This is a genomic window from Caballeronia sp. BCC1704, assembly GCF_902833455.1.
Lineage (GTDB): Bacteria > Pseudomonadota > Gammaproteobacteria > Burkholderiales > Burkholderiaceae > Caballeronia.
Map to the genome: position 1 here is coordinate 1,012,074 of NZ_CADFFT010000001.1, position 23,513 is coordinate 1,035,586.

The following is a 23,513-nucleotide window of genomic DNA, read 5'->3' on the forward strand; positions in this document are numbered from 1 at the left end:
TTGCGCGCCGGCGGCATGCGAGGCCCGCGCGGGCCGTCAGACCGGATGCGCGAGGTCCGCTGCGCTCGTGAACGAATCGGCGTAGAACTCGTCCTCCGGCAAGCGGTGATGCTGCGTGAAATCGCGCTGCGCCGATTCCACCATCACGGGCGCGCCGCACGCATAGACCTGATACGCGCTCAAGTCTGGCAGATCCTCGATGACAGCGCGATGAACAAAGCCCGTGCGGCCGGTCCAGCCGTCGTGCGGATCGGGTTCGGACAGCACCGGCACGAACTTGAAGTTGGGCACTTCCTTCGCCCATTGCTCGGCGAGGTCCATCATGTATAGGTCTTTCTTGCGGCGTCCGCCCCAATAGAGCGTCATCGGCCGGTTCAGGTTCTTGAAGACCGCGTGTTCGATGATCGCCTTGATCGGCGCGAAGCCCGTGCCGGAAGCGAGCAGCACGATCGGCTTGTCCGATTCGTCGCGCAGGAAGAACGTCCCGAGCGGACCTTCGAAGCGCAAGATGTCGCGCTCTTTCATCGCGCCGAACACGTGGTCCGTGAACGTGCCGCCCGGCATGTGGCGAATGTGCAGTTCGAGCGGGCCTTCGTGATGCGGCGGGCTCGCCATCGAATAGCTGCGGCGCTTGCCGTCCTTCAGAATGAATTCGATGTACTGCCCCGCGAGATATTGCAGGCGCTCGTTGGCGGGCAGTTGCAGCTTCATTTCGATGACGTCGTCGGCCTTGCGCTGAAGCGCGTTCACGCGGCACGGCAGCTTCTTGACCTGCACGTCGCCGACACCCGCGACTTCGCGCACGTCGATCGTGAGGTCGCTCTGCGCGGTCGCGCAGCAGAAGAGCGCCATGCCGCGCGTTTTTTCGTCGTTGGAGAGCGCGGACGACGAATGCGGCGCCTGCTCGACTTCGCCTTCGACGACCGCGCCCTTGCAGGAACCGCACGCGCCGTTCTTGCAGCCGTAAGGCAAGCCGATGCCCTGGCGCAGCGCCGCGGTCAGCACCGGCTCGTCGGGTTCCACCTGAAACTGCCGGCCGCTTTGCCGGAGCGTTACGTTGAATGCCATAGATCGATTTCTTGCGATGTGTGAATGTGTCTCTCGATGACGCCGGAACGCGTCACGCAAGCGGCGGATACAATGCTTCGCATGATCGCCACTCGAACCTTGCGCCGCCCGCGCGTGCTGATCGTCGGATGCGGCGATGTCGGGCTGCGCGTGCTGCCGCTCTTGCGTTCGCGCGCCGCGTCGCCGCGCGTGATCGCCCTCACGCATCATCCGGAACGCGCCGCTGAACTCCGCGCAGCGGGCGCCTCGCCGATCGCCGGCGACCTGGATGCGAAGCGCAGCCTTCGCAGGCTCGCGGGCATCGCGCCGCATGTGCTGCATCTTGCGCCGCCTCAGCGCGAAGGCGACACCGACCGCCGCACGCGTGCGTTGCTCGCTGCCTTGCGCGCGCCGCGCCGTTCGGTTGCGCGTGGCGCTCAGGCCGCCGTTGCCCAGCATCGTGCGCGGCGCGCATCGACTTTCATTGTACCCGACGCCCCTTTTGGAGCCGCATCGAGAGCCACATCGCGCGTTGCGCCTGTGCGCTTCGTGTATGCGAGCACGACGGGCGTCTACGGCGACTGCGGCGGCGCGCTGGTCGATGAAACGCGGCCCGCGCGGCCGGACAACGAGCGCGCACGGCGGCGCGTGTCGGCCGAGCAGCAATTGCGCCGCGTGGGCGCGCGAAGCGGCTGGCGCGTTTCCATCGTGCGGATTCCCGGCATTTACGCGGAGAATCGCCTGCCGCTTGCGCGCATCGAACGGGCGATGCCCGCGCTCATCGAACGCGATGACGTCTACACGAATCACATTCACGCCGACGATCTCGCCGCGATTCTCATGCGCGCGCTCGGGCGCGGGCGGGCGCAGCGCGTCGTGAACGCGTCGGACGACACGGATTTGCGCATGGCCGACTATTTCGATCGCGTCGCCGACGCGTACGGTTTGCCGCGCGTGCCACGCATCACGCGCGAGGAGGCGGAAACGCGTCTGGAACCGCTTACGCTCTCGTTCATGCGCGAGTCGCGCCGTCTGTCCAACGCACGCATGAAGCGCGAGTTAGGCTATACGCTGCGTCATCCGACCGTGGACGACTTCTTGCGCTCGCGCGTCGGCACGATGCGGCGCTAGATCAGCGCGGGAATCGTTTCGAGCAGGACGAAGCACATCAGCGCGCCGATCAATGCGCCGATGAGGTTCGGCGAGTAGCGGTGACGCACGTGCATGACAACACCCAATACCCCGATCACGACCGCGCTCAACGCCAAGAACGCGATCAGCGCGACGCTCATGTGGGAAGCCATGATGCCCTCCTGCTTTCTTCTAGTGATTTTGAATCCGTAAGACGAGTATATGAGCGCCGCGCGCGGAAGGCATGCTGCGGCGCAGCGGCGAGACATCGGGGCTTGTACCGATTGGCGTGAAGATTGATAGCTGCGGGGCGCGCAGGGCATCGATGTTGTTGTCGCCGGGCCGGCGAGAGATGCCGGCAGCGCATAGGCGTCCACGCGCTCCGGGTGAGGGTTCTATTGCTGCGGCGCGCGGTGAAGCGCCTAAGACCTGGGCGCGCGTTGCAGCGAGATCGCCGTTACGGAGCCATTGCCATTCACCTTCCGCGAGAGACGCCGGAGCGCATAGCCACCCACGCGCTACCGATGCAGTTTTTATGTGCTGCGGCGGCAGGCATCGCCTTAGCGCTGAGCGCGCAGTTCAGCGAGAGCCTCGTCACCGAGCCATTGCCATTCACCTTTCGCGAGAGACGTCGGCAGCGCATAGCCGCCCACGCGCTACCGATGCAGTTTCTATGTGCTGCGGCGGCAGGCATCGCCTTAGCGCTGAGCGCGCAGTTCAGCGAGAGCCTCATCACCGAGCCATCGCCATTCGCCCTCCGCGAGAGACGCCGGCAGCGCATAGCCGCCCACGCGCTCCGGGTGCAGCTTCTATCGCTGCGGCGCAGCGCCTCAGCCCTGCGCGCGCAGTGCAGCGAGATCCTCGTCACCGAGCCATTGCCATTCACCTTCCGGGAGAGACGCCGGCAACGCGAAGCCGCCCACGCGCTCCCGATGCAGCTTCTCCACGCGATTGCCCGCTGCCGCAACCATCCGCTTGACCTGATGGTATTTGCCTTCGAGCACCGTCAGTTCGAGCAGCCGTTCGTCGCGGCGATGCGCGGCCAGCGCGGCGCTGGGTTTCGTTTCGCCGTGCAGCAGCACGCCGTCGCGCAGGCTGGCGAGTTGGGCATCGTCGAGCGGGTGGCGCAGCGTCGCGAGATACACCTTCGGCACTTTGCGCTTGGGCGAAGTGAAGGCGTGGACGAACGCGCCGTCGTCGGAGAAGAGGAGGAGGCCCGTCGTATCCTGATCGAGCCGGCCGACCGGCTGCACGCCGCGCTCGATGAGCTGCGGCGGCAACAGGTGAAACACGCTCAGGTGATGTTGCGGATCGCGCGAGCATTCGTAGCCCGCGGGCTTGTTCATCGCGATATACGCCTTCTCGCGATACGTCCAGACGGTGCCGTCGACTTCGAAGTCCGGCGATTCGGCGACCGCGATGCTGGCGTTCGGATCGTTACAAACGTCACCGCCTATGCGCACGCGGCCCTCCAAGATGATGCCGCGACATTGACGGCGTGAGCCGAAGCCTTGCGAGAAGAGGAGTGATTCGAGGTCCATCGGACGAATGGGGACGGAGGGCGCATTTTAGCAAGCGGGAAGTCGTGAACGCGCGAGCTCCGTCACCGGCATGCGCTGTCGGCTCAGCCGGGCGACGGCCAGTTCCCCGCGTCGAACAGGCGCGGGTACCGCCGATCGCCGCATCGCATGCGCGTTCGAAGCTGTCGGTGCAGCCGCGCGGCGGGCAGTTGCCCCAGTCGCATAGTCGTGCGTACGGCCGATCGCCGCATGGCAATGCGCGTTCGGATCTGTCGGCTAAGCCGCGCGGCTGCGGGTTGTCCGCGTCGAACAGGCGCGCGCACGACCGTCGCCGCATGGCATGCGCGTTCGTATTTGTCGGCAAAGCCACGCGGCGGCAGTTGTCGCCGTCGACCAGGCACGCAGACCGCGGCTGCCCTCAATGCGCGTCGCCGCGCCCCTTCGCTACCGTCGGCACGCCCAGGCCGAAGATCGTGAACGTCGACGGCGAGCGGTCCTGCTGGCTCGCCGTGGCGCCGTGCCTGCCTGCGGCGCTCCAGCGTCCGTCGAAGGTCATGGCGGCCGGCACGGGCGCGGGCAGTGCGCTCGCCTGACGGAAGTACGCGGTATTGGCTTCGGCTTGCGCGGCCATCGCCTGACGCAGCAGCGTCTGCGCCTGCGGATTGCGCGGATCGAGCGCCACCGCGCGGCGGGCGTTGCGCACGGCGCAGGCGGGTTCCTGCTTTGCCGAACAGGCGCGGGCGCTCGCTATCGCGCTGTCGCGTGCGCGCTCCTGACGCGACACATCGGCGGCAAGCTGCGCGATTTCCGGGCTCAGGGCCTGATTCGCGTAAAGGCCGCGCAGGTGGCGGCGCGCAGCGGAAAGGTCGTGAGCGGCGAGGGCCTGCCTCACCGCGACGATGCTTCGCGCCACTGCTGCCGGAGTCGGTCGTTCCGGCTGGGCGACGGACGTGGATGCTTGCGGCGGGTTGCCATTCGGGCGTGCGGTCGCGGTCGCGGTGGCGGACGAGGGTGGCGACTTGTCGGTCGCGACTGTCGCCGTCGTCGGCGTCGTTGTCGCGGCCTTCGGCTGCGGCGAGAGGATCGGCGTCGGACTGGCTTTTGCCTGCGCCGGATCGCTAGAAGCCAGGCCCATCGGAACACTGGCCGCGTGTGCCGATGCCGCCGGCGCGGATTGCGCGGAGGCAGTCGGAGCGGCACGAGTCACCGGCACGGCGGCGGGTGCGGAGATGCCCGAAGCGGTCGCCGTAGCCACGTCGGCCACCGTTGTTTGCGAGGGCGGGCGCGGTGCGGTGGCTGTCATCGTCGGCGACGCGGCTGTTCCTATGACGGGTGTCTTGTCCCTCTGTTGTGGAATCGCAGACTGCCCCGCCACCACGGCGCTGGCCGATGCGAACGTGCGTGCGTGCGCCGATGTCGCCGGCACAACCGCCAGCGAGCGTGTCTGCGAAACGACGCGCCCGGTCGCGGTATCGCCTTGCGATGCCTGTGCGCCTTCGGTCGCAGTCGCCGCCGCCGACGCGCCCGGAGTTGCAACCGACGTGCGCGCCTGGTTGTCGTCGCGCGCGTCGTCGCTCGATGCATCGCTACCGTGACGCGCCAGCGTCGGACGTCCCGCGTCGCCACGGCCCTGCGCCGCCAGCAAGGCACCGTCACCGGCAACGCCCGCCGTGGCGCCCGATTTCGTCGGCACGATGACCGCGGCTTGCTGCGCATAAAAGTATGCACCGGCCGCCGCCGCCACGACGCCACCCACCAGCACCGCGAGTATCTTGCGCGCGGGCGTTCGCACCGGGGCGGCGAGCTCATCGCCCGGTTCGACGAGGCTCGGATACGACGTCACCATCTTGCGGCGCGCGAGGCGCGTGAGCCACCCGGTGTCGCGCAGATCGACGATATCGTACGGTTCCTCGACCGGCGAAATAGCCGCCGCGTCGGCCACGCTGGTGAACACTGCGCCGTGGCGGTCCGCGCCGCAGTACGGACAGGTGTGCTCGTCGGCCGGCGAAATGGCGTGACAGCGGCCGCAGATGACGGCATCCAGCGTCAGCGAAGATTCGGGTTGCGTCATGGCGCACTCGTTAGATTTATGGCTTGCGCAGCGCGCGAAGCAAAGTCACGGCAGTGGTGCATCCAGTGCAACCCGAAGCCGGATTGCCGCGCGGGCGCGCGTCCTCGTGACGCGCCCCGCGCCGGGATGCCGCGACGCCGATTCGAAGCCCATTCTTGCGACGCCGGGTGCCGTACGTCTAAGCGATTGCGCACATTAGCGTAATGTTCGCGTCACGGAATACGCCGGTGCGTGCGGTTCTGGAGGTCGCGCGTCAGTAGTGTGGATCGATCGCACGACCGGACGGATACGATGAGTACGCCTTCGCTTTGCTGGATGGGGACACGCGCGTCGGGAACGTCGCGCCGACGGGGCGCCGTCGTCGTGCGGTGACGCAGCGGCGATCCGCGCAGCGATTAGTCCTGCCGGGGCAGTGTCGATGGACTCGGGCGAAGTGGAACCTGCACGCGTCTCGTTCGTCGTGATGTCCGGATCGAAGGTAGGCGGGCATCCCGATACCTTTACGCAAGCCGCAGCAGCCTTCGGAACGTCGCGGGAGTACCCCAAGGCAAAAGTCAAGGGCGGCTGAACCGTATAAGTCGAGACGTCATCGAACAAATGCGGCAGATCCGGTGAGGGCTGCCGACCCCATGCAGGTGGCGAAAGTCGGCACCCGACCCAAAGCGGTCCGTAAGCGTCCGATGTCTTGCTGACCGTTTGAGAGGTCGGAGGCGACTGTCTCATCACGCGCTACTCTCGGCGAAGCTGCCGCAGTAGCGCGAACCCGCCGCAGTTGCCATGTCGATGCAGAACGTAGCGCAGTGATCAGGGAACACGCTTCAATGCGGGAGGGAAATAGGTTCCATTCGCTACTGCGTCAATTGGCCCGTAATAGCGGAACGTCAAGCGGTACTTCGAGCCGCGTGGCGTCGGTAGCCAGTTGCCCTGAGGCGCATTCGCCGGCTTCTCCGCGGCGAAGTAGAGCGTCAAGGAGCCATCGTCAGCGTAGGTGAGACCAGAGGCCTCGTTTATCAGGTACTTGTTCAGTGCATTGGGCAAGACGCGGAACCGGGCGCTGTCCACTGCGATCACGGACCAGAAATAGTTGGCGAAGCGCGACGGCAGCGCATCCTTCGGAAAGGTCAACGTATAGACGTTATCGCCGTTCAACTCCGCGCCCGTCGAATCCTTGGCGCCACGATAGTAAAGGACCTCCGGCTTGATATTCGCCCATATGCCGCGGTAGTTCACGAGCGTACGCGTGAGGTAGTCAGTCCCGTACTCACCGACCACCCCTGGCCGAGCCCAGCCGCTCTGCGCGGTTCCATGCCCGATGATCTCGCCCGCCTCCGCGATTTCAGCGAGCGCCTTCGTACGGACCACATGATCGATCCGCTTCCGCTGCGACGGATCTCTCGCTGCGTTCGCAACTTGCCGAACAAGCGCGCTCATGCCCTCCAGCCCCGCGTTGCGGTCTGGGTCGCTATCCAGTGCCACGGCAGCCGCGTCGAAAGCCTCGACGCCGGGAAAGTCTTCCAGCCCGAAAAGGGGAGTCTTCGGGATCGAAGGAAGCGCGGGTGATCCAGTTGTCGTCAAGCGGAACTGATGCTGTAGCGCGACCGCACCTTCAACGTCGCTGCCGAGCGCGACTCTCGTAAGAATCCGGGAGTACTTGACTGGAAGGTCGATCCGCGTGGCACCCGTTGGGGTAGGAACTTTCGAACCATTCAGGCACAGCGCGAAGTCGCCATAGGGTTTCCTGGGAAAGACGCGCTCATTGATATTGGCAAGCGTTTCGCCCCATCCGCTCAGCACCTGGACGGTGAAGTACCTGCCTTTGACCTGTGGGACAGTTACGACCGTGCAACTGCTGTCGTCCACGGCGACCCACGCTTCGGAATAGGCCACATCGAGATTCGGATTCGGCCAGTCCACCGCCCCAGGCTTTCGGTGGTTGAGTTGGTTCCAGTGGAAACCTTCCTGAAAGTCCAGTTGTTCCTGGCGTGTCACGAACAACCGGCCAAGGAGGTAGATGTAAGCCTGACTGATCTGCTCGTCGGACAGCGGGCCCGCGCTGGGCGCCTGTGCGGAATGCGTGCCATCCGTGGCACTGTTCTGCGCCGTAGCATCTTGCGCCTGCAAAGCGAATGCTAGCGCCGTTGCTGCGATCACTATTACTGAAGCCCGAATCGATTTCATGGCCTGGTTCCTTGTTGAAGACGAGTCTCGGAATCGAACGACGTGTAAAGCTCATGCGCGACGATAACCGGTGCCAGTGTGCCTCGGCCGCACAGATGCGACTCGAGGCAAGGGCAGCGTGCATCAGTTTTCTTACGCTCCTCTCCCGATCGTAGTCACGACTGCTTGCCTGACGACGCGGGCTAGGTCTAATCAAGCGCTGTCTGCGGTGGTTCGTCGTCTGTGCCGCTGAAAACTGCGTCGCCTGACAAAAACGGTTAGCTGTCACTCTAAAGCTTGGAAGCGTGCTCGCCCCCCTCGGTTTGGGGGGGGCGCGAAAGAAGACTTCGTTCTTGCGACATAGCATCCGAGCCAACGATGAGAAGCCTCACGCGATGCGTGTCTCCGCGCCTGCGGTCACGCGCCCGCGCACTGGCTGCCCCTTTCAGGCTGAATCTAAAAGGCGACCGTGGCTCCAGCCTGGAAGCTCCTCGTGCTCTTGAGGCGATTCACGCTCATGACGTTCGGCACCCAGCGCAGGGACGCGGACAGGGCGTTCTTGCCGAATAGCTTGGTGTTCAAGGTGACGACGGGTCCGACCGAAACGTCACGACCGACAAAACCATTGAGCCGGTCGGCTGTCGGGCCGCTATCGTTGCCAAGTTGCTGCGTTGTTCCCACGACCAGCCCGACACCGAGCCCATTGTTGAACTTCTTCAGTCCCATCACGTCAAGGGTGAGCAGTGGAGCGTTATGGTAGTCGGTCGCGGTATTGCGCGTGTAGAGCTGCAGGCCTAGCGTTACATCGAACTCCATGTCGTCGTTTGGTACGAGCTTCGTGTAGGCGATCTGCGGCACAAACGTCCAGTTGTTCAGGCTCGGATTGGCGAGCGCGTTAGCTTCGTACTCACCAGTGGGTGCCCAGAAATTGAAGCTCAGGGCCACGTGATCGGTCTGGGACAGGTGGTAGCCAGCGAGCACTGGCGTGAAGTACAGGTCGAAAAGATTGGATGTTCTGTCAGTGGCCGATCTCGCCCCGGGTCCGGCAGATAGGGAGCCGGTCACCTCCGACCAGACGTATGGGAGTGTGATGCCGGATGCGAAACTCCATCCTCCAACAGAACCCCATGTACGCAGCACAGATGCCAAGGTGAAGGCGACTTCGCCCTCAATGCCCAGCGAAGTTCTTCCGGAGACGGGAACCTGACGACTTGCGCCGATAGATCCGTCGATGTAGATCTGCTCAACGCTAAAGATCGTCAAAGGCTCGGACGGAACAATGCCCGCATCCGGAAGGACTGTCATGCCGGTGACGGACCTTCCGAGTCCGCCCTCCGTCGCAACAGCAGGCCAACTCATCATTGCGGCCAGCATCGCGGCCGCGAAGCGAGTCGCGGTATTGGGCGCTGATGCTTCCATGGTTAGACGCACGCACATCCGTCACCTCGTGAAGTTACCTGCGTAGTGTGATATCGAGGCGGCGAAGGCGCCGTCGCGAACCGTCCGCTTTCTTGTTAGCGGCGCTGCTTCGACTGGCTGCCGTTCGGCCGGTGTTTCCTTCCCTGCATGTAGGCGGTGATCAGCGCCTACACATTCATAGAGATTGCTTCGTCGACTGGGCTGCTCGAGCCTGCGCGACGTGTTCGCGGCGACTGCGCTCGCCACCCGCGACAGCGCCCGCAGTGGCGACTACCGTTGCACCGCGCCGCAATTAGTGACGATCCACGTCACTCATGATGGCGCGCGTGGGTCCATGCGGTGCCGCTGGGGCGTTTGCGACGGCTGCCGGGCCACCGTCGCTATCTTGTTCCGCCCTTGGACGGCAGGTGCCGTCGTTCGCCTGTTGAGCCTGCACGCTTTGCCCGCAGGCCGAATAGGCGGCTGGATGTTGCGCCAAAGCAGGTGCGAATGAGCTTCTACTAAGCAGAACGCTGCTGGACTTCATCTGGGCCCTCCGACGCGACGAATGTACGATGGCCTTTTAGCCAGCCAAATCACTATGCGCGGCACCGACGCCGCCGTATCCCCGATCCGACCTGACACGCGTTCAAGAGGTCGACCGGCAATGGTCATCGCCTCTATTCACAATCTTGCGCAATGAAATGCCGTCATTTGCCAGATACAAAAAGTTAGCGGGCCGCTATAAGCCGTCGCGGCATCTGAATTAGCCAATATAGGTTAGCAAACGTTCTGTGAAACGCAAGCGCGGTCGTCGAGTTTTGAGCATATTACTGTGTGAGACCAGCGTGCCAAATTCGACACCGAACGCGAAATGCACTGCCTTTTAGCAACGGCTGCATCTTGCAATAATGTGACCGTTGATATATGGCGCACGAAACGGAGTGATTGCTGCCGATATTCCAGTATTAAGAATGCCAGCTTCCGGCGGGATAACGGTCCTTTTTGTGATGGCGCTTTCTGGCCGCCCTAAGACCGACAACTGACACCGTTTGTTGATTCGAGTCCCGACTCTTGCGCGCCTCCGGCTATTTGGGCTCAGCGGTTATTCCACAACCCGCCCGTTTTCACTGCCTGGCGGTCGAAGGGTCTGAGAATCGAGTTGCGTCAAACCTTTCAGCCAATACGAGGAGCACCCTAATGCATTTCGACAAGTCGTGACTGGAATTCCAACCTTCCCCTGTGCGACCAACCGTTCGGTGAGCACCCGCCATTGAAACATCGAATGCCGGTATTTCAAGTCTCAGCACGGTCAATATGCGGCCTTTCTTCTCGCGCATGCCGGCGTTTAGATTTCTCGCGTATCGCTCAGGTGCTGAAGGTAGTTATTTCAGGCCGCATCAACGCTGTCGCACTTGAAGAAGATCTACCTCGATTCAATTGAGAGCGATAACGTGATCTTGCGATTTTCCAATACGCCGCGTTTCCATTAAAGCCCGATACGTTCAGGCGGTTGTAAATACTATAGCGACCGTTATGCCAACGTCATCGGCGGAATCCCGAGGCTGAAGAAGGTCGCGAGAAACAACGGCCCATATCGACGTTCACGGATACGGTGTGCGTGCAAGAGCGACGAACGACCGGAATGTACCGTTCTAAGCCGCCGACGCGTCCGTATCGCAGGGATAGACAGGCACGCGGCAACATTTACGCCGCAAGTAGGCGAATGACGAACGCTGCACGAGCGCGTCGGACATAGTCGCGCCTTCGCAGTCTGCTAAAAAAGCGGAAAGGTTAAGCGAGGGGAAAACAGTGCAAAGCGCGAGAAGCTACTGACGCTGTAGAAGCCTTACGGCGCAAGGCTCTAAGAGGATGGTGCCCAGGGCCGGAATCGAACCGGCACGCCTTGCGGCGGGGGATTTTGAGTCCCCTGCGTCTACCAATTTCACCACCTGGGCACGCTGAGTCGGCGATTATGACCCAAAACCGCGCGCTCGGCAAGCAGCGCCGGTTGTCCGCGGATCACTGGCTTAGATACGTGAACGCCCCGTTGCGGACGATGCCCATGACGCTCGCGCGCTGATCCAGTCCGACGTGGTCGCTGGCGCTCGTATTGACGACGCCGTTCGGCACCACCAGCTCATGCGCGTGCTCCAGTTCCGAGCGCAGCGCGACGCGAAATTCCTTCGTTCCCGGCTTGCCCGCCTTCAGCGCGCGCGTCGCCGCGTCCTGCAATCGCGGATAAACGCCCGCGGCGTCGCCGGCGAACTGCGTCACCGTGCCCTTGCCGTACCTGTCCTCGTAAGCATCGACGAATGCGAGCGCGGCCTTCTTCGACGGATGATCCGCCGGCAGCGTGCGCGCGACGACCACCGGCTGCGTCGGAAAGAGCGTGCCTTCCACGTCCTTGCCGCCGAGCTTGATGAACTCCGGCGTCGCGATGCCGTGCGTCTGATAGATCGCGCCCTTGTAGCCGCGCTCGACGAGCGTGCGCTGCGGAAGCACGGTCGGCGTGCCCGCGCCCGCGATCAAGACGGCGTCGGGCTTTGCGGCCATCAGCTTCAGAATCTGGCCGGTGACGCTCGCGTCCGTCCGGTTGAAGCGTTCGGTCGCGACTATCTTGATATGGCGAAGATCCGCGAACTTGGTGAATTCGGACAGCCAGCTATCGCCGTAACTGTCCGCGAAACCGATGAAGCCGACCGTCTTCACGCCGTGGTTGGACATGTAGCGCGTCATCACGTCGGCCATCGCGCGGTCGGTCTGCGCCATCTTGAACGCCCAGACCTTCTTGCCTTCCTGCGGTTCGACCACCGACGCCGAGCCGATCAGCGTAATCATCGGCGTCTGATATTCGGCGACCGGATCGAGCGCCGCGAGCGCGGCCGGCGTGATGTTCGGCCCGACGATCACGTCGACCTTGTCCTCGGTAATCAGCTTGCGGATATTGCGCACTGCCGCGCCGGGGTCCGAGCCGTCGTCGAGAATGATGTACTGCGCGTCCTGTCCCGCGATGGTCCTCGGCCACATCAGCATCGCGTTCTTGCTCGTGATGCCGATGGCGGCGGCAGGCCCCGTGCTCGACAAGTCCACGCCCACCTTGATCTGCGCGTGCGCGGCGGCGGACAGCACAGCCAGCGCGGCGCCGGCGGCGAGCCGGCGCGTGAATTTCGACAACGTCATCGGAAAGCTCTCCAGGGAAGTTCGTGTTTTTGTGATCGGCGTTGCGCCGTCGCCTTCAGAGTCAGAGTTCGTAACTTTCGTGCTCGCCGGAAAGCGCCTGTTCGATCAGCTTGCGGTTCATCGACGGCGACAGCAGCTCGACGAGCGTATACACATAGCTGCGCAGATAAGCGCCTTGCTTGAGCGCGAGCCGCGTGACGTTCGTGCCGAACAGATGCCCGACCGGCATCGCGCGCAAATGGCGGTCGCGCTCGGGATTGAACGCGATATCCGCCATGATCCCGACGCCGAGCCCCAGTTCGACGTAAGTCTTGATGACGTCCGCGTCGATGGCTTCGAGCACGATATCCGGCGTCAGATTGCGCAGCTGAAACGCATGGTTGATCTTCGTACGCCCGGCGAACGCCGCTTCGTACGTGATGAGCGGGTACTGCACGAGATCGTCGAGCGTGAGAAGCTTGCGTTCGAGGAGCGGATGCTCGGGCAGCATGACCGCCAGATGCTGCCACTGGAAGCAGGGCAGCGACACCAGTTCCTTATAGTTGGCGATGGCTTCGGTGGCAATGGCGATGTCGGCCTGATCGTGAATGACCATCTCGGCAACCTGCGTCGGGCTGCCTTGCAAAATGGACAGATGCACTTTCGGGAAGCGTTTCTTGAATTCCGCGATGGCCGACGGCAGCGAGTAGCGCGCCTGGGTGTGGGTTGCGGCGATCACGAGATTGCCCTGATCCTGCGCCGCGTAATCCTTGCCGACGCGCTTCAGGCTTTCCACTTCCTGCAGGATTTTCTCGACGGAAGCGAGAATGATGCGCCCCGGCTCCGTCAGCGACCGGACGCGCTTGCCGTGCCGCGTGAAGATCTCGACGCCCAGCTCGTCTTCCAGCTCGATGATCGCCTTCGACACGCCCGGCTGCGATGTATACAGCGCCTTCGCGGCTTCGGTCAGGTTGAAGTTCTGCCGCACGGCCTCGCGCACGAAGCGGAACTGATGCAGATTCATTTATAACCCACGCGCATATCAAAGTAATTTTTCAGTCGTTTGCAATATATAGCAGGTTTATTACTATCAGTCCAATTTTTCCAATATCCATAGCTGTTTTCGTCATTAGCAAATGAGCGTTCCATCTGAACGCTGTGCGCGCCGGCGAATCAATGGATATCTGACGCGCGGCGCAACCTAGGGCGCCGGCGGCTAAACAAAAACTTGGGGCCCCCGAATGTACCAATACGATCAGATCGACCAGCGAATCGTTGACGAACGAGTCGCGCAGTACGCCGATCAGGTTCGCCGGCGTCTGTCGGGCGAGTTGAGCGAGGAAGAGTTCCGTCCGCTGCGGCTGCAAAACGGCCTGTACATGCAGCGCCACGCATACATGCACCGCATCGCGATTCCGTACGGCAACCTGCGCAGCGACCAGTTGCGCATGCTCGCCACCATCGCGCGGGAGCACGACCGTGGCTACGGCCACTTCTCGACGCGCACCAACATCCAGTTCAACTGGATCGAACTGGAAGAAACGCCGGAAATCCTGCGCAAGCTGGCATCGGTGCAGATGCACGCGATCCAGACGTCGGGCAACTGCATCCGCAACATCACGGCGGACCAGTTCGCGGGCGTGGCCCCGGACGAAACCGTCGATCCGCGTCCGTGGGCCGAAATCATGCGCCAATGGTCCACGTTCCACCCGGAATTCGCGTGGCTGCCGCGCAAGTTCAAGATCGCGGTGTGCGGCTCGGCGGAAGACCGCGCGGCCGTGCAGATCCACGATCTCGGCGTCTATCTGAAGAAGAACGCAGAGGGCGAAGTCGTCGCGAGCATTCTCGCGGGCGGCGGGCTCGGCCGCACGCCGATCATCGGCGCGGTCATCAAGGAAGACCTGCCGTGGCAGCATCTGCTGACATACTGCGAAGCCGTGCTGCGCGTGTACAACCGCTACGGCCGCCGCGACAACATGTACAAGGCGCGCATCAAGATTCTCGTGAAGGCGCTGTCGCCCGAGAAGTTCGCGAAGCAGGTGGAAGAAGAGTGGGCGCATCTGAAGGATGGTCCCTCGACGCTCACGCAGGACGAAGTGGACCGCGTGTCGAAGTTCTTCGCGCCGCCCGTCTACGAAAAGCTGCCGGACACGGACGCCTCATATGAGAAGCACCTGATCGAAAGCAAGCCGTTCGCGCGCTGGGTCGAGCGCAACGTGCGCCCGCACAAGATTGCCGGCTACGCGGCGGTCACGCTGTCGCTGAAGCCGACGGGCGTTGCGCCCGGCGATGCCACCGACAAACAGATGGACGAAGTCGCCAATCTCGCCGACGAGTTCTCCTACGGCGAAATCCGCGTCTCGCACGAGCAGAACCTGATTCTCGCGAACGTGAAGAAGCGCGATCTGTACGCCGTCTGGGAGCGCGCGAAGGCGATCGGTCTCGCGGCGGCGAACATCGGCCTGCTGACGGACATCATCTCGTGCCCGGGCGGCGATTTCTGCTCGCTCGCGAATGCGAAGTCGATCCCGATCGCGCAAGCGATTCAGGAACGCTTCGACAACGCCGACTATGTCTACGACCTCGGCGACCTGTCGATCAACATTTCGGGCTGCATGAACGCGTGCGGTCATCACCACGTCGGCAACATCGGCGTGCTGGGCGTCGATAAGGACGGCTCCGAGTGGTATCAGGTGACGCTCGGCGGCGAGCAAAGCTCGGGCGCGACCGGCGCGCATCTCGGCAAGGTCATCGGGCCGTCGTTCTCGGCGCATGAAATGCCGGACGTCGTCTCGAGCGTGATCGACACCTTCGTCGAGAACCGCCTGGAAGGCGAGCGCTTCATCGAGACGTTCGGCCGCATCGGCATCGCGCCGTTCAAGGAGCGCGTGTACGCATCGCGCCAAGCCCACGCTTAAGGATCTGCAGATGACGTTGATTATCAAAAACCGCGCGGTCGTCGAAGACGATTTTACCGTCGTGCGCGCAGGCGAAGACGGCGCGCTGCCGGCAGTCGATGCGCTTCCCGCAGGCAGCGTGATCGTGCCGTTCGCGCTGTGGAAGGACGTGAAGGACGCGCTCGTGGCATCGCGCGCGAAGGAATCGCTCGGCGTGTGGCTCGCGCCCGACGACGAACCCGCCGATCTCGCGCCGGATTTCGACAAGATTGCGGTGATCGCGGTCGATTTCCCGGTGTTTCGCGATGGCCGCGGCTTTTCCATCGGCCGCCTGCTGCGCGAGCGCTACAACTGGAAGGGCGAGTTGCGCGCCATCGGCGACGTGCTGCGCGATCAGGTGTTCTTCCACTACCGCTGCGGCTTCGACGCTTTTGCCGTGCGCGCGGACAAGGACATCAACGACGCGCTCAACGCGTTCAACGAATTCAGCGAGCTGTATCAGGGCGCGACCGACAACCCGGAACCGCTCTTCCGCCGCCGCGCCGCGGTGCTCGCCACGCTCGGAGCCTGAGGCATGACGCCAGAACTGCAAGCCAAGGTTGAACGCCTCGACGCGCTGCTCGATTCGATCGCAGCGCGCCATGAGCGCGTCAAGCTAGCCAGCAGCCTCGCCGCCGAAGACATGGTGCTCACGCACGCCATTCTTTCGCGCAAGGTCGGCATCGGCATCTTCTCGCTGAACACGGGCCGTCTGCATGCGGAAACGCTCGGCATGATCGACCGCGTGAAGGAACGCTACGGCTACGACATCGAGCAGTTTCATCCGCAGCAAGCCGCTGTCGATGAATACGTGCGCGATCACGGCCTGAATGCGTTCTACGAGAGCATCGACCTGCGCAAAAGCTGCTGCCATATCCGCAAGGTGGAGCCGCTCAACCGCGCGCTCGCCGATGTCTCCGCGTGGGTCACGGGCCAGCGCCGCGAGCAGTCGGTGACGCGCGCCGAACTGCACGAAGAAGAGCACGACGCGCCGCGCGGCATCGCCAAGTTCAATCCGCTCGCGGACTGGACGGAGACGGACGTGTGGGACTACCTGAAAGCCTTCGACGTGCCGGTGAACCCGCTGCATGCGCGCGGCTATCCGAGCATCGGCTGCGAACCCTGCACGCGCGCCGTGCGTCCCGGCGAGGACAGCCGCGCGGGCCGCTGGTGGTGGGAATCGCGCGATACGAAGGAATGCGGCCTGCACATGACCAACATCAGCAGCATCAAGATCGTCGAAGAAGCGCCGAGCTCCGCGATCTGACAAGGCGCACAGACGCCGGCTGAACCCTGTTACTGAACGCGGCTTGGCGAACCATGCCGCACAAAAAAGGATCGACGAACATGAGCACCACGCTCGACCCCAACGTCACCGCCCCGATCGTCAATCAGGCGACGCGGATGGACCACCTCGACTGGCTCGAAGCCGAGTCGATCCACATCCTGCGCGAACTCGTCGCGGAGTGCAGCAAGCCCGCGCTGCTGTTCTCGGGCGGCAAGGATTCGGTCGTCGTGCTGGCGCTCGCGCTGAAGGCGTTCGGCCTCGGCGGCAACCGCAAGACGGTGCTGCCGTTCCCGCTCGTGCATATCGACACGGGCCACAATTTCCAGGAAGTGATCGACTTCCGCGACCGTCGCGCGGCCCAAATCGGCGCGGAACTGGTCGTCGGCCACGTCGAGGATTCGATCAAGAAGGGCACCGTGCGCCTGCGCCGCGAGACGGATTCGCGCAACGCCGCGCAAGCGGTCACGCTGCTCGAAACTATCGAGCAATACGGCTACACGGCGATGATCGGCGGCGCGCGCCGCGACGAAGAGAAGGCGCGCGCGAAAGAGCGCATCTTCTCGTTCCGCGACGAATTCGGCCAGTGGGACCCGAAGGCGCAGCGCCCGGAACTGTGGAGCATCTACAACGCGCGTCTGCATGCGGGCGAGCATCTGCGCGTGTTCCCGATCTCGAACTGGACCGAGCTCGACGTGTGGCAGTACATCGCGCGCGAGAAGCTCGAACTGCCGTCCATCTACTACGCGCACGATCGCGAAATCGTGCGTCGCAACGGGCTGCTCGTGCCGGTGACGCCGCTCACGCCGGTGCGCGAAGGCGAGACGCCGGAGATCGCGCAGGTGCGTTTCCGTACCGTCGGCGATATCAGCTGCACGTGCCCGGTGGCGAGCGACGCCGACGACGTCGAGAAGATCATCGCCGAAACGGCCGTGACCGAGATTACCGAGCGTGGCGCCACGCGCATGGACGACCAAGCGTCCGAAGCCGCGATGGAACAGCGCAAGAAGCAAGGCTATTTCTAAGCATCACGCTCCGAGGAACCAACGAATCATGAGCATCTATCAAGCGGAAGACCTGGGCGTGTTGCGCTTCATCACGGCGGGCAGCGTCGACGACGGCAAGAGCACGCTGATCGGCCGCCTGCTGTACGACAGCAAGGCGGTTCTGTCCGACCAGTTGTCGGCCATCTCGCGCGCGAAAAACAAGCGCACCGTCGGCGATGAAATCGACCTGTCGCTGCTCACGGACGGTCTCGAAGCCGAGCGCGAGCAGGGCATCACCATCGACGTCGCGTATCGCTATTTCGCGACCGCCAAGCGCAAGTTCATCATCGCGGACACGCCGGGCCACGAGCAATACACGCGCAACATGGTGACGGGCGCATCGACGGCGCACGCCGCGATCATTCTCGTCGACGCGACGCGCGTCACGTTCGAAAACGGCGAAGCGCAACTGCTGCCGCAGACCAAGCGCCACAGCGCCATCGTGAAGCTGCTGGGCTTGCAGCACGTGATCGTCGCGATCAATAAAATGGATTTGGTCGAGTACAGCGAGACGCGCTTTAACGAGATTCGCGACGCGTATGTCGCGCTCGCGCGTCAACTCGGTCTCGAGCATGTGCGCTTCGTGCCGGTGTCGGCGCTGAAGGGCGACAACATCGTGAGCGCGAGCGAGCGCATGCCGTGGTACGCGGGCGAGCCGCTGCTCGATCTGCTCGAATCGCTGCCGGTCGCGCAGCCGAACGAACAGGCGCTGCGGTTCCCGGTGCAATGGGTCGCGCGTCAGGACGGCTCGCAGGCCGACGACTTCCGCGGCTACATGGGCCGCGTCGAGGCGGGCGAAGTGCGCGTGGGCGATGCGATCAACGTGCTGCCGGCGAATCGCCAGGCGACGGTCGCGGAAATCATCGCGCCGGTGCCGGGCGGCGTGGCGTCGGTGAATCGCGCGTTCGCGGGGCAGACGGTGACCGTTCGTCTTGCCGAAGACGTGGACGTGTCGCGCGGCGATACGTTCGTCCCGGCGACGGCTGCTGTGACTCCGGCGAAGAAGCTCGAAGCCGACCTGTGCTGGTTCGACGAAGAGCCGCTTTCGGCGCAGCGCAAGTATCTGCTGAAGCAGACGACCAATACCGTGTTCGCGCGCATCGGCGCGGTGAAAGAGGTGCTGGACGTGCACACGCTGTCGCACTCGGTGGACCGCACGACGCTCGCGATGAACGACATCGGCCGCGTGGCGCTCACGCTGCAAAAGCCGATCGTCGCGGACGAGTACGATACGCATCAGGGCACCGGCGCGTTCGTGCTGATCGACGAGGCGACGCATCACACGGTCGCGGCCGGTATGATCCGCGAAATTGCGGCTTGATGCTTGATGACGGACGAAATGCACATGGGTAAGGTCTATCTGATCGGAGCGGGACCGGGCGCGGCGGATCTCATCACCGTGCGCGGCATGCGCTTGCTCGAACAGGCGGATGTCGTGCTGCACGACGCGCTGATCGAGCCGGCCATGCTCGACTACGCGCCGAATGCGAAGCGGATCGCGGTCGGCAAGCGCTGCGGACAGCGGTCGACCGCCCAGCATTTCATCAACAAGCAGATCGTCGATGCGGCACGCGAGCATGGCGTCGTCGTGCGTCTGAAGGGCGGCGATCCGATGCTCTTCGGCCGCGCTGACGAGGAGATGCGCGCGCTGGACGCGGCGGGCATCGAGTACGAAGTGGTGCCGGGAATCACGGCGGCGCTCGCGAGCGCCGCGACGCTGCGTCGCTCGCTCACATTACGCGGCGTGTCGCGCAGTGTCGCGCTCGCGACGCACAGCCGCGCCGCCGACAGCGAGGACATTCGCGAGCAGGCGAAGGCCGATTCGCTCGTCTTCTACATGGGCCGCGACAGCGCGGCGGATATCGCGCAGCAATTGATCGACGCGGGGCGGCCGGGTTCGACGCCGGTAGCGATCGTGGAGGCGTGCAGCACGCCGCGCGAACGCACGCTCACGCTGACGCTCGCGCGCATGGCCCTCGGCGAGGCGCAGGCGTGGCTGGACCCGTCGCAGCCGAGTCTGTTGATGATCGGCGAGGCGTTCAAGGAAAGGGCGTCGGCGGGAAAGCCGAAGGTGCATCTTAAGGGGATGCAGGCGGCGGCTTAAGTTGTGGGGACGCTAGCCGGCTGAGGAGACGCGGGTTCGCTTATGCCGCAGAGCGCCGACATATCGACTTTTTGTTGTCGCCGCGGACGTCTTTGCGCCGCTTCTTGAGAACGAGACAGCTTCGGCTTCCAATCGCGCTTCGACGCCGACCAACTCATCCCGCAAGCTGAGCAGGTCGTTCTGCAGGCGAGTCATTTCCTGCAACTTCTGGCTAAGGTCGCCGATCACCACATGCTGTTCATCCCGCCAGATCTCGGACAGTGATGCCGTCTGCGTGGCCGGGCGACAAGCCTCTAACCGCGCTACCTGTCTTCGAAAGAAATAAGCGACGCTCCAAACCGTCAAAAGCGTGACGCTAGCGATAACGAAGACGCCGTAGCCTTGCCGAAGCGATGCCAGAATATCGATCATGTCGTCAGACGTTTAATTTCGGACAAGCCGACCGTTAGAAAATAATACACGACCGCGACGGTCTTGGCCGCTCCCCAGTCGAACAGGGAGAAGGGTATTCCAATGTCTTGAACCTCGGACAACGAGGCGCCCAGCATGCGGTGCCAGAGAGGCATCCCTCCCACCGCAAGACTCGCCGCAACGGTGATGAGCGCAATGTCGCACCGGTATCGGAACTTGTCGACGGGCGTTGCATACGGTCCTGGCGCAGCCCCGACGAGACAAAGCGGGATGAGCATTGCAATGGAACTGAGCATGAGCCCCGGCGCGAGAAACGCTGCGGGACTCTTTTCCTTCATTGCCTGGTGCACAGTAAGTTCAAAAACGCCGAGCCAGAAGGGCAGCGTGTACGTGAACACTCGGACAAAGCAGTTGTAAAGCAAACGTTCCATGCGTGTAGGGAACAGTGATCGAAAACGGCTGTTTTGTCGACGCAGTCATAACGTCGACGCCTAGTACGTAATCAATCCTAGCATCGTCTGCATCCCTAAATAACTGCCGCAGTCCGAATCTTTCCTCGGTCGCGCTAAGGGCGGCGGTTAGCGAGGCCTTAGGTCTGTTTCAAGCAATACTGGGCCACCGCATCGAGCACCGCATCGTCCTCACCAACCGCCGTTGCGCAGTGGATGGCCACATCCGGATGCGCCTCCCGACACTTCGCCACGACTTCGGGCAGATCCCGCCGCACGTGTCCGCCTTGCCCGAAGAACACCGGAACGACGGTGATCGCATCACACCCGTCCGCGACTTGCGCGGCGACCGCTGCGGGCAAATCCGGCGTCATCAATTCGAGAAACGCAAGCGACACCGGATCGCCCCGCAACGCGCGCAGCTTCGCGGCGAGCCGTTCGAACGGCTCGGCCCAGCGCGGATCGCGCGCGCCGTGTCCGAAGAGGATGATGCCGTGTCTGCTCATCGCGTTGTCCTCCGCTAAGCGGCCGTCAGTGCCGCTCGACCCATTTGAGACCCAGCAAGCCGATTGCCAGGTATGCCAGCGCGGGCGCCGCCGCCGTGATCGGCGCGGGCCACGTGTTCAGCGTGCCGATATGCGAGAACAGCGTATTGAACAACTGGAAGCTCATGCCGATCATGATGCCGCCGAACACCTTCACGCCCACCACGCCCGCGCGCGTATGCAGATACGCGAACGGCAGCGACAGCACCAGCATCACGAATACCGCGAACGGATACAGAATCTTGCGCCAGAACGCGATCTGATACCGCTGCGTGTCCTGATGATTCTCCGTCAAGTGCTGGATATAGCGGAAGAGATTGAACATCGACATGCGATCCGGCGACACCAGCAGCACCGAAAGAATCTGCGGCGTCAGCTCCGAGCGCAACGAGAACTGCGGCAGCGTCGTCTCTTTCGCGCGATACACCGGGTTGAGCGCATCGGCGGAGTTCGCGCTTTGCGGTTGCGCATCGACCAGTTGCGTCTCCGTTACGCCCGTCAGCTTCCAGTGGCCCGGCGGCTGATACACGCCGCTTTTCGCAATGCGCACGCTCGAAAGCCGGAACTTCGAATCGAATTCGTAGATGCGCACGTTGGCGATCGTCGTATCCGGGTTCAGCGTGCCGACATTGACGAAGCGCGTCACCTGTTCGCCGTTTTCCTTCGCGGAGAGCGTGTCCTTGACCCACACGCCCGATTCGAAATTGGACGACACCGACGAGCCCAGCGCCTCCAGCCGCACGCGCTCGGACAATTGATCGGCGTACGGCCCGACCACTTCGCCGATGATGTACGTCACGAGCACGAGCGGCACGCCGATCTTCAAAAGGGAGCGCAGCGCCGCGCCGGTCGAAAGCCCGGACACGCGAAAGATGGTGAACTCGGAGGCCGCCGCCATCTGCGCGAACACGTAGATGGCGGAAATGAGCGCGGCGACCGGAATGATTTCGTAGAAGCGCGAAGGCGTCTGCAAGGCCACGCGCAGCACCGCGAGCGTGAACTTGTAGTTGCCGTGCCCGACCGTGTTCAGCTCGTTGATCAGGTCGAAGAAGAAGAACAGGCCCGAGAACGCGAACAGAATGAAGATGAAGGCGAGATAAATCTGGCGCGCGAAGTATCGTTCGTAGATGCGCATGGGCTCAGGCTCCCTTCGAGCGCGTGAAGCTCGCTCGCGTGAAGAGCGGCCGGTTGCGCACGCGCAGCCAGAAGATGAACGCGACGAGCGCGAGCACCAGCACATGCAGTCCGACAATGCCGACGCCGAACGAGAGCTTGCCCTGCTCGATCCACGACTGCACGACGTTCAGCAAGTTCGAGTACGTGAGATAGATCAGCACGGCCATCACGAGATTGATGGTCCGGCTGCGGCGCGGGTTCTGATAAGACAGCGGAATGGCAAGCAGCATCAGGTTGATGGCGATGAGCGGCAGGCCCATGCGCCAGGCGAATTCGGCGAGATTTTCCTTGGTCGGATTGGCGAGCAGATCGGGCGTGGAGATGCCGGTCGTGGTCGGCGTATTGACCACCTGATGACTCATGATCTTCACGCCATATCGCGCGAACTCCGTGATGCGGAAGTTCGGCTGGCCCGGCGTGCCGTCGTAGCGCCGCCCGTCTTCCAGCACGATGAAGCGGTCGCCGTCCGCGCGCGTTTCCGTGTGGCCGTTCTCCGACACGATCACGTTGACCTTCCCGCCTTCGGTGCTCGTGACGAACACATTTTCCACATGCCCCTGATCCGGCGACATCTTCTCGATGAAGAAGACGCGGTGGCTCGACGGCGATTCGCGGAACTGGCCGGGCGCGAGCAGTGACACTTCGTCGCGCTGCTGAAAACGCGCCTTGATGAGCTTGCTCTGCTGATTCGACCACGGCCAGCCGATGAACGCGAAGAAGATGATGAGAATGATGATCGGCGTGGAGAAAACGGCGATCGGCTTGATGAGCTGGGTCTGGCTCACGCCCGAGGCGAGCCACACGACCATCTCCGAATCGCGATACCAGCGCGTGAGCACGAAAAGAATCGAGACGAAGAGCGTCACGATCAGCATGACGGCGAGATAGCCGATGACGGTGAGGCCGATCAGCACGACGACATCGCGCGGGTCGACCTGACCTTGAGCCGCGAAGCCGACGATGCGGATCATCATCGTCGTGAGCATGATCGTGAGCAGCACCATGAATACGGCGCCGGCCGTATACGCGAGTTCGCGCTGCAGGGAGCGTTCGAAGATCATTGATTTCTGCTTGA

At 63.2% G+C, this 23,513-nt stretch carries 20 protein-coding genes, 1 tRNA gene and 1 pseudogene; 7 read left to right on the plus strand and 15 right to left on the minus strand.

The window, feature by feature from the left end; all coding sequences use genetic code 11:
- Positions 1 to 36: 36 nt before the first annotated feature.
- The gene (locus HWX53_RS04700) at positions 37 to 1,068 is read right to left on the minus strand and encodes a CDP-6-deoxy-delta-3,4-glucoseen reductase (protein ID WP_175939662.1); all 1,032 of its coding nucleotides are present in this window, start codon (positions 1,066 to 1,068) and stop codon (positions 37 to 39) included.
- Positions 1,069 to 1,149: 81 nt separating this feature from the next.
- Here HWX53_RS04700 and HWX53_RS04705 point away from each other — a divergent pair, with 81 nt between their 5' ends.
- Positions 1,150 to 2,178: an NAD-dependent epimerase/dehydratase family protein gene (locus tag HWX53_RS04705; RefSeq protein ID WP_175939663.1), complete on the plus strand. Its 1,029-nt coding sequence runs from the start codon at positions 1,150 to 1,152 to the stop codon at positions 2,176 to 2,178.
- On the opposite strand, the gene HWX53_RS04710 is transcribed toward HWX53_RS04705, so the two are convergent.
- From HWX53_RS04710 to HWX53_RS04745, 9 genes and pseudogenes are all read right to left on the minus strand, one after another.
- The gene (locus tag HWX53_RS04710; RefSeq protein WP_175939664.1) at positions 2,175 to 2,351 is read right to left on the minus strand and encodes a hypothetical protein; all 177 of its coding nucleotides are present in this window, start codon (positions 2,349 to 2,351) and stop codon (positions 2,175 to 2,177) included. The genes HWX53_RS04705 and HWX53_RS04710 overlap by 4 nt on opposite strands.
- 525 nt (positions 2,352 to 2,876) lie before the next feature.
- Positions 2,877 to 2,984, minus strand: a pseudogene (locus HWX53_RS27560) (16S rRNA pseudouridine(516) synthase); the annotation flags it as partial.
- A gap of 24 nt (positions 2,985 to 3,008) precedes the next feature.
- On the minus strand, positions 3,009 to 3,719 hold the full coding sequence (locus HWX53_RS04715) for a 16S rRNA pseudouridine(516) synthase (protein WP_175939665.1): 711 nt from the start codon (positions 3,717 to 3,719) through the stop codon (positions 3,009 to 3,011).
- 397 nt (positions 3,720 to 4,116) lie between these two features.
- On the minus strand, positions 4,117 to 5,769 hold the full coding sequence (locus HWX53_RS04720) for a hypothetical protein (RefSeq protein WP_175939666.1): 1,653 nt from the start codon (positions 5,767 to 5,769) through the stop codon (positions 4,117 to 4,119).
- 804 nt (positions 5,770 to 6,573) lie between these two features.
- Positions 6,574 to 7,947, minus strand: coding sequence for a DUF1214 domain-containing protein (locus HWX53_RS04725; protein WP_175939667.1), 1,374 nt, complete (start codon positions 7,945 to 7,947; stop codon positions 6,574 to 6,576).
- Positions 7,948 to 8,382: 435 nt separating this feature from the next.
- Complete coding sequence (locus tag HWX53_RS04730) at positions 8,383 to 9,300, minus strand: transporter (protein ID WP_175940602.1); 918 nt, start codon at positions 9,298 to 9,300, stop codon at positions 8,383 to 8,385.
- Between the two features lie 1,897 nt (positions 9,301 to 11,197).
- A tRNA-Leu gene (locus HWX53_RS04735) sits at positions 11,198 to 11,282 on the minus strand.
- Positions 11,283 to 11,346: 64 nt separating this feature from the next.
- Positions 11,347 to 12,507, minus strand: coding sequence for an ABC transporter substrate-binding protein (locus HWX53_RS04740; protein WP_175939668.1), 1,161 nt, complete (start codon positions 12,505 to 12,507; stop codon positions 11,347 to 11,349).
- A gap of 61 nt (positions 12,508 to 12,568) precedes the next feature.
- Positions 12,569 to 13,510, minus strand: coding sequence for a CysB family HTH-type transcriptional regulator (locus tag HWX53_RS04745; protein ID WP_175939669.1), 942 nt, complete (start codon positions 13,508 to 13,510; stop codon positions 12,569 to 12,571).
- A 217-nt stretch (positions 13,511 to 13,727) separates the two neighbouring features.
- Between HWX53_RS04745 and HWX53_RS04750 the strand changes: the two genes are divergently transcribed.
- The 6 genes from HWX53_RS04750 (at position 13,728) to cobA (ending at position 19,857) form a co-directional block, all read left to right on the plus strand.
- Positions 13,728 to 15,404 (plus strand): nitrite/sulfite reductase, encoded by a 1,677-nt coding sequence (locus HWX53_RS04750; RefSeq protein WP_175939670.1) that lies wholly within the window; start codon positions 13,728 to 13,730, stop codon positions 15,402 to 15,404.
- Positions 15,405 to 15,414: 10 nt separating this feature from the next.
- Positions 15,415 to 15,954, plus strand: coding sequence for a DUF934 domain-containing protein (locus HWX53_RS04755; RefSeq protein ID WP_175939671.1), 540 nt, complete (start codon positions 15,415 to 15,417; stop codon positions 15,952 to 15,954).
- Positions 15,955 to 15,957: 3 nt separating this feature from the next.
- Positions 15,958 to 16,689 (plus strand): phosphoadenylyl-sulfate reductase, encoded by a 732-nt coding sequence (locus tag HWX53_RS04760; protein ID WP_175939672.1) that lies wholly within the window; start codon positions 15,958 to 15,960, stop codon positions 16,687 to 16,689.
- 80 nt (positions 16,690 to 16,769) lie between these two features.
- Positions 16,770 to 17,732, plus strand: coding sequence for a sulfate adenylyltransferase subunit CysD (cysD, locus tag HWX53_RS04765; RefSeq protein WP_175939673.1), 963 nt, complete (start codon positions 16,770 to 16,772; stop codon positions 17,730 to 17,732).
- A 25-nt stretch (positions 17,733 to 17,757) separates the two neighbouring features.
- Positions 17,758 to 19,074, plus strand: a complete 1,317-nt coding sequence (locus HWX53_RS04770; protein ID WP_175940603.1) for a GTP-binding protein — start codon at positions 17,758 to 17,760, stop codon at positions 19,072 to 19,074.
- A 24-nt stretch (positions 19,075 to 19,098) separates the two neighbouring features.
- Complete coding sequence (gene cobA, locus HWX53_RS04775) at positions 19,099 to 19,857, plus strand: uroporphyrinogen-III C-methyltransferase (protein WP_175940604.1); 759 nt, start codon at positions 19,099 to 19,101, stop codon at positions 19,855 to 19,857.
- Positions 19,858 to 19,869: 12 nt separating this feature from the next.
- Here the strand turns inward: cobA and HWX53_RS04780 are convergent, their stop codons facing one another.
- The 5 genes from HWX53_RS04780 to lptF all read right to left on the minus strand — a co-directional run bounded on the left by HWX53_RS04780 (position 19,870) and on the right by lptF (position 23,499).
- The gene (locus HWX53_RS04780) at positions 19,870 to 20,268 is read right to left on the minus strand and encodes a hypothetical protein (protein WP_175939674.1); all 399 of its coding nucleotides are present in this window, start codon (positions 20,266 to 20,268) and stop codon (positions 19,870 to 19,872) included.
- Positions 20,265 to 20,699, minus strand: coding sequence for a hypothetical protein (locus HWX53_RS04785; RefSeq protein WP_175939675.1), 435 nt, complete (start codon positions 20,697 to 20,699; stop codon positions 20,265 to 20,267). The genes HWX53_RS04780 and HWX53_RS04785 overlap by 4 nt, the downstream gene beginning before the upstream one ends.
- Before the next feature lie 158 nt (positions 20,700 to 20,857).
- Positions 20,858 to 21,223: a CbiX/SirB N-terminal domain-containing protein gene (locus HWX53_RS04790; RefSeq protein WP_175939676.1), complete on the minus strand. Its 366-nt coding sequence runs from the start codon at positions 21,221 to 21,223 to the stop codon at positions 20,858 to 20,860.
- A gap of 25 nt (positions 21,224 to 21,248) precedes the next feature.
- Positions 21,249 to 22,397 (minus strand): LPS export ABC transporter permease LptG, encoded by a 1,149-nt coding sequence (lptG, locus tag HWX53_RS04795; RefSeq protein ID WP_175939677.1) that lies wholly within the window; start codon positions 22,395 to 22,397, stop codon positions 21,249 to 21,251.
- A 4-nt stretch (positions 22,398 to 22,401) separates the two neighbouring features.
- A complete protein-coding gene (lptF, locus tag HWX53_RS04800) occupies positions 22,402 to 23,499 on the minus strand; it encodes an LPS export ABC transporter permease LptF (protein ID WP_175939678.1) in 1,098 nt (365 codons plus the stop codon).
- Between the last annotated feature and the right edge of the window lie 14 nt (positions 23,500 to 23,513).

Excerpts from the sequence above, each read along its gene's own strand:
- HWX53_RS04785 (WP_175939675.1), bottom strand. The coding sequence starts at position 20,699 with ATGGAACGTTTGCTTTACAACTGCTTTGTCCGAGTGTTCACGTACACG.
- lptF (WP_175939678.1), bottom strand. The coding sequence starts at position 23,499 with ATGATCTTCGAACGCTCCCTGCAGCGCGAACTCGCGTATACGGCCGGC.
- HWX53_RS04720 (WP_175939666.1), bottom strand. The coding sequence starts at position 5,769 with ATGACGCAACCCGAATCTTCGCTGACGCTGGATGCCGTCATCTGCGGC.
- HWX53_RS04705 (WP_175939663.1), top strand. The coding sequence starts at position 1,150 with ATGATCGCCACTCGAACCTTGCGCCGCCCGCGCGTGCTGATCGTCGGA.
- HWX53_RS04710 (WP_175939664.1), bottom strand. The coding sequence starts at position 2,351 with ATGGCTTCCCACATGAGCGTCGCGCTGATCGCGTTCTTGGCGTTGAGC.
- HWX53_RS04730 (WP_175940602.1), bottom strand. The coding sequence starts at position 9,300 with ATGCTGGCCGCAATGATGAGTTGGCCTGCTGTTGCGACGGAGGGCGGA.
- HWX53_RS04725 (WP_175939667.1), bottom strand. The coding sequence starts at position 7,947 with ATGAAATCGATTCGGGCTTCAGTAATAGTGATCGCAGCAACGGCGCTA.
- HWX53_RS04755 (WP_175939671.1), top strand. The coding sequence starts at position 15,415 with ATGACGTTGATTATCAAAAACCGCGCGGTCGTCGAAGACGATTTTACC.
- lptG (WP_175939677.1), bottom strand. The coding sequence starts at position 22,397 with ATGCGCATCTACGAACGATACTTCGCGCGCCAGATTTATCTCGCCTTC.
- HWX53_RS04745 (WP_175939669.1), bottom strand. The coding sequence starts at position 13,510 with ATGAATCTGCATCAGTTCCGCTTCGTGCGCGAGGCCGTGCGGCAGAAC.
- HWX53_RS04740 (WP_175939668.1), bottom strand. The coding sequence starts at position 12,507 with ATGACGTTGTCGAAATTCACGCGCCGGCTCGCCGCCGGCGCCGCGCTG.
- cobA (WP_175940604.1), top strand. The coding sequence starts at position 19,099 with ATGGGTAAGGTCTATCTGATCGGAGCGGGACCGGGCGCGGCGGATCTC.
- HWX53_RS04780 (WP_175939674.1), bottom strand. The coding sequence starts at position 20,268 with ATGATCGATATTCTGGCATCGCTTCGGCAAGGCTACGGCGTCTTCGTT.
- HWX53_RS04715 (WP_175939665.1), bottom strand. The coding sequence starts at position 3,719 with ATGGACCTCGAATCACTCCTCTTCTCGCAAGGCTTCGGCTCACGCCGT.
- HWX53_RS04700 (WP_175939662.1), bottom strand. The coding sequence starts at position 1,068 with ATGGCATTCAACGTAACGCTCCGGCAAAGCGGCCGGCAGTTTCAGGTG.
- HWX53_RS04750 (WP_175939670.1), top strand. The coding sequence starts at position 13,728 with ATGTACCAATACGATCAGATCGACCAGCGAATCGTTGACGAACGAGTC.
- cysD (WP_175939673.1), top strand. The coding sequence starts at position 16,770 with ATGAGCACCACGCTCGACCCCAACGTCACCGCCCCGATCGTCAATCAG.
- HWX53_RS04790 (WP_175939676.1), bottom strand. The coding sequence starts at position 21,223 with ATGAGCAGACACGGCATCATCCTCTTCGGACACGGCGCGCGCGATCCG.
- HWX53_RS04760 (WP_175939672.1), top strand. The coding sequence starts at position 15,958 with ATGACGCCAGAACTGCAAGCCAAGGTTGAACGCCTCGACGCGCTGCTC.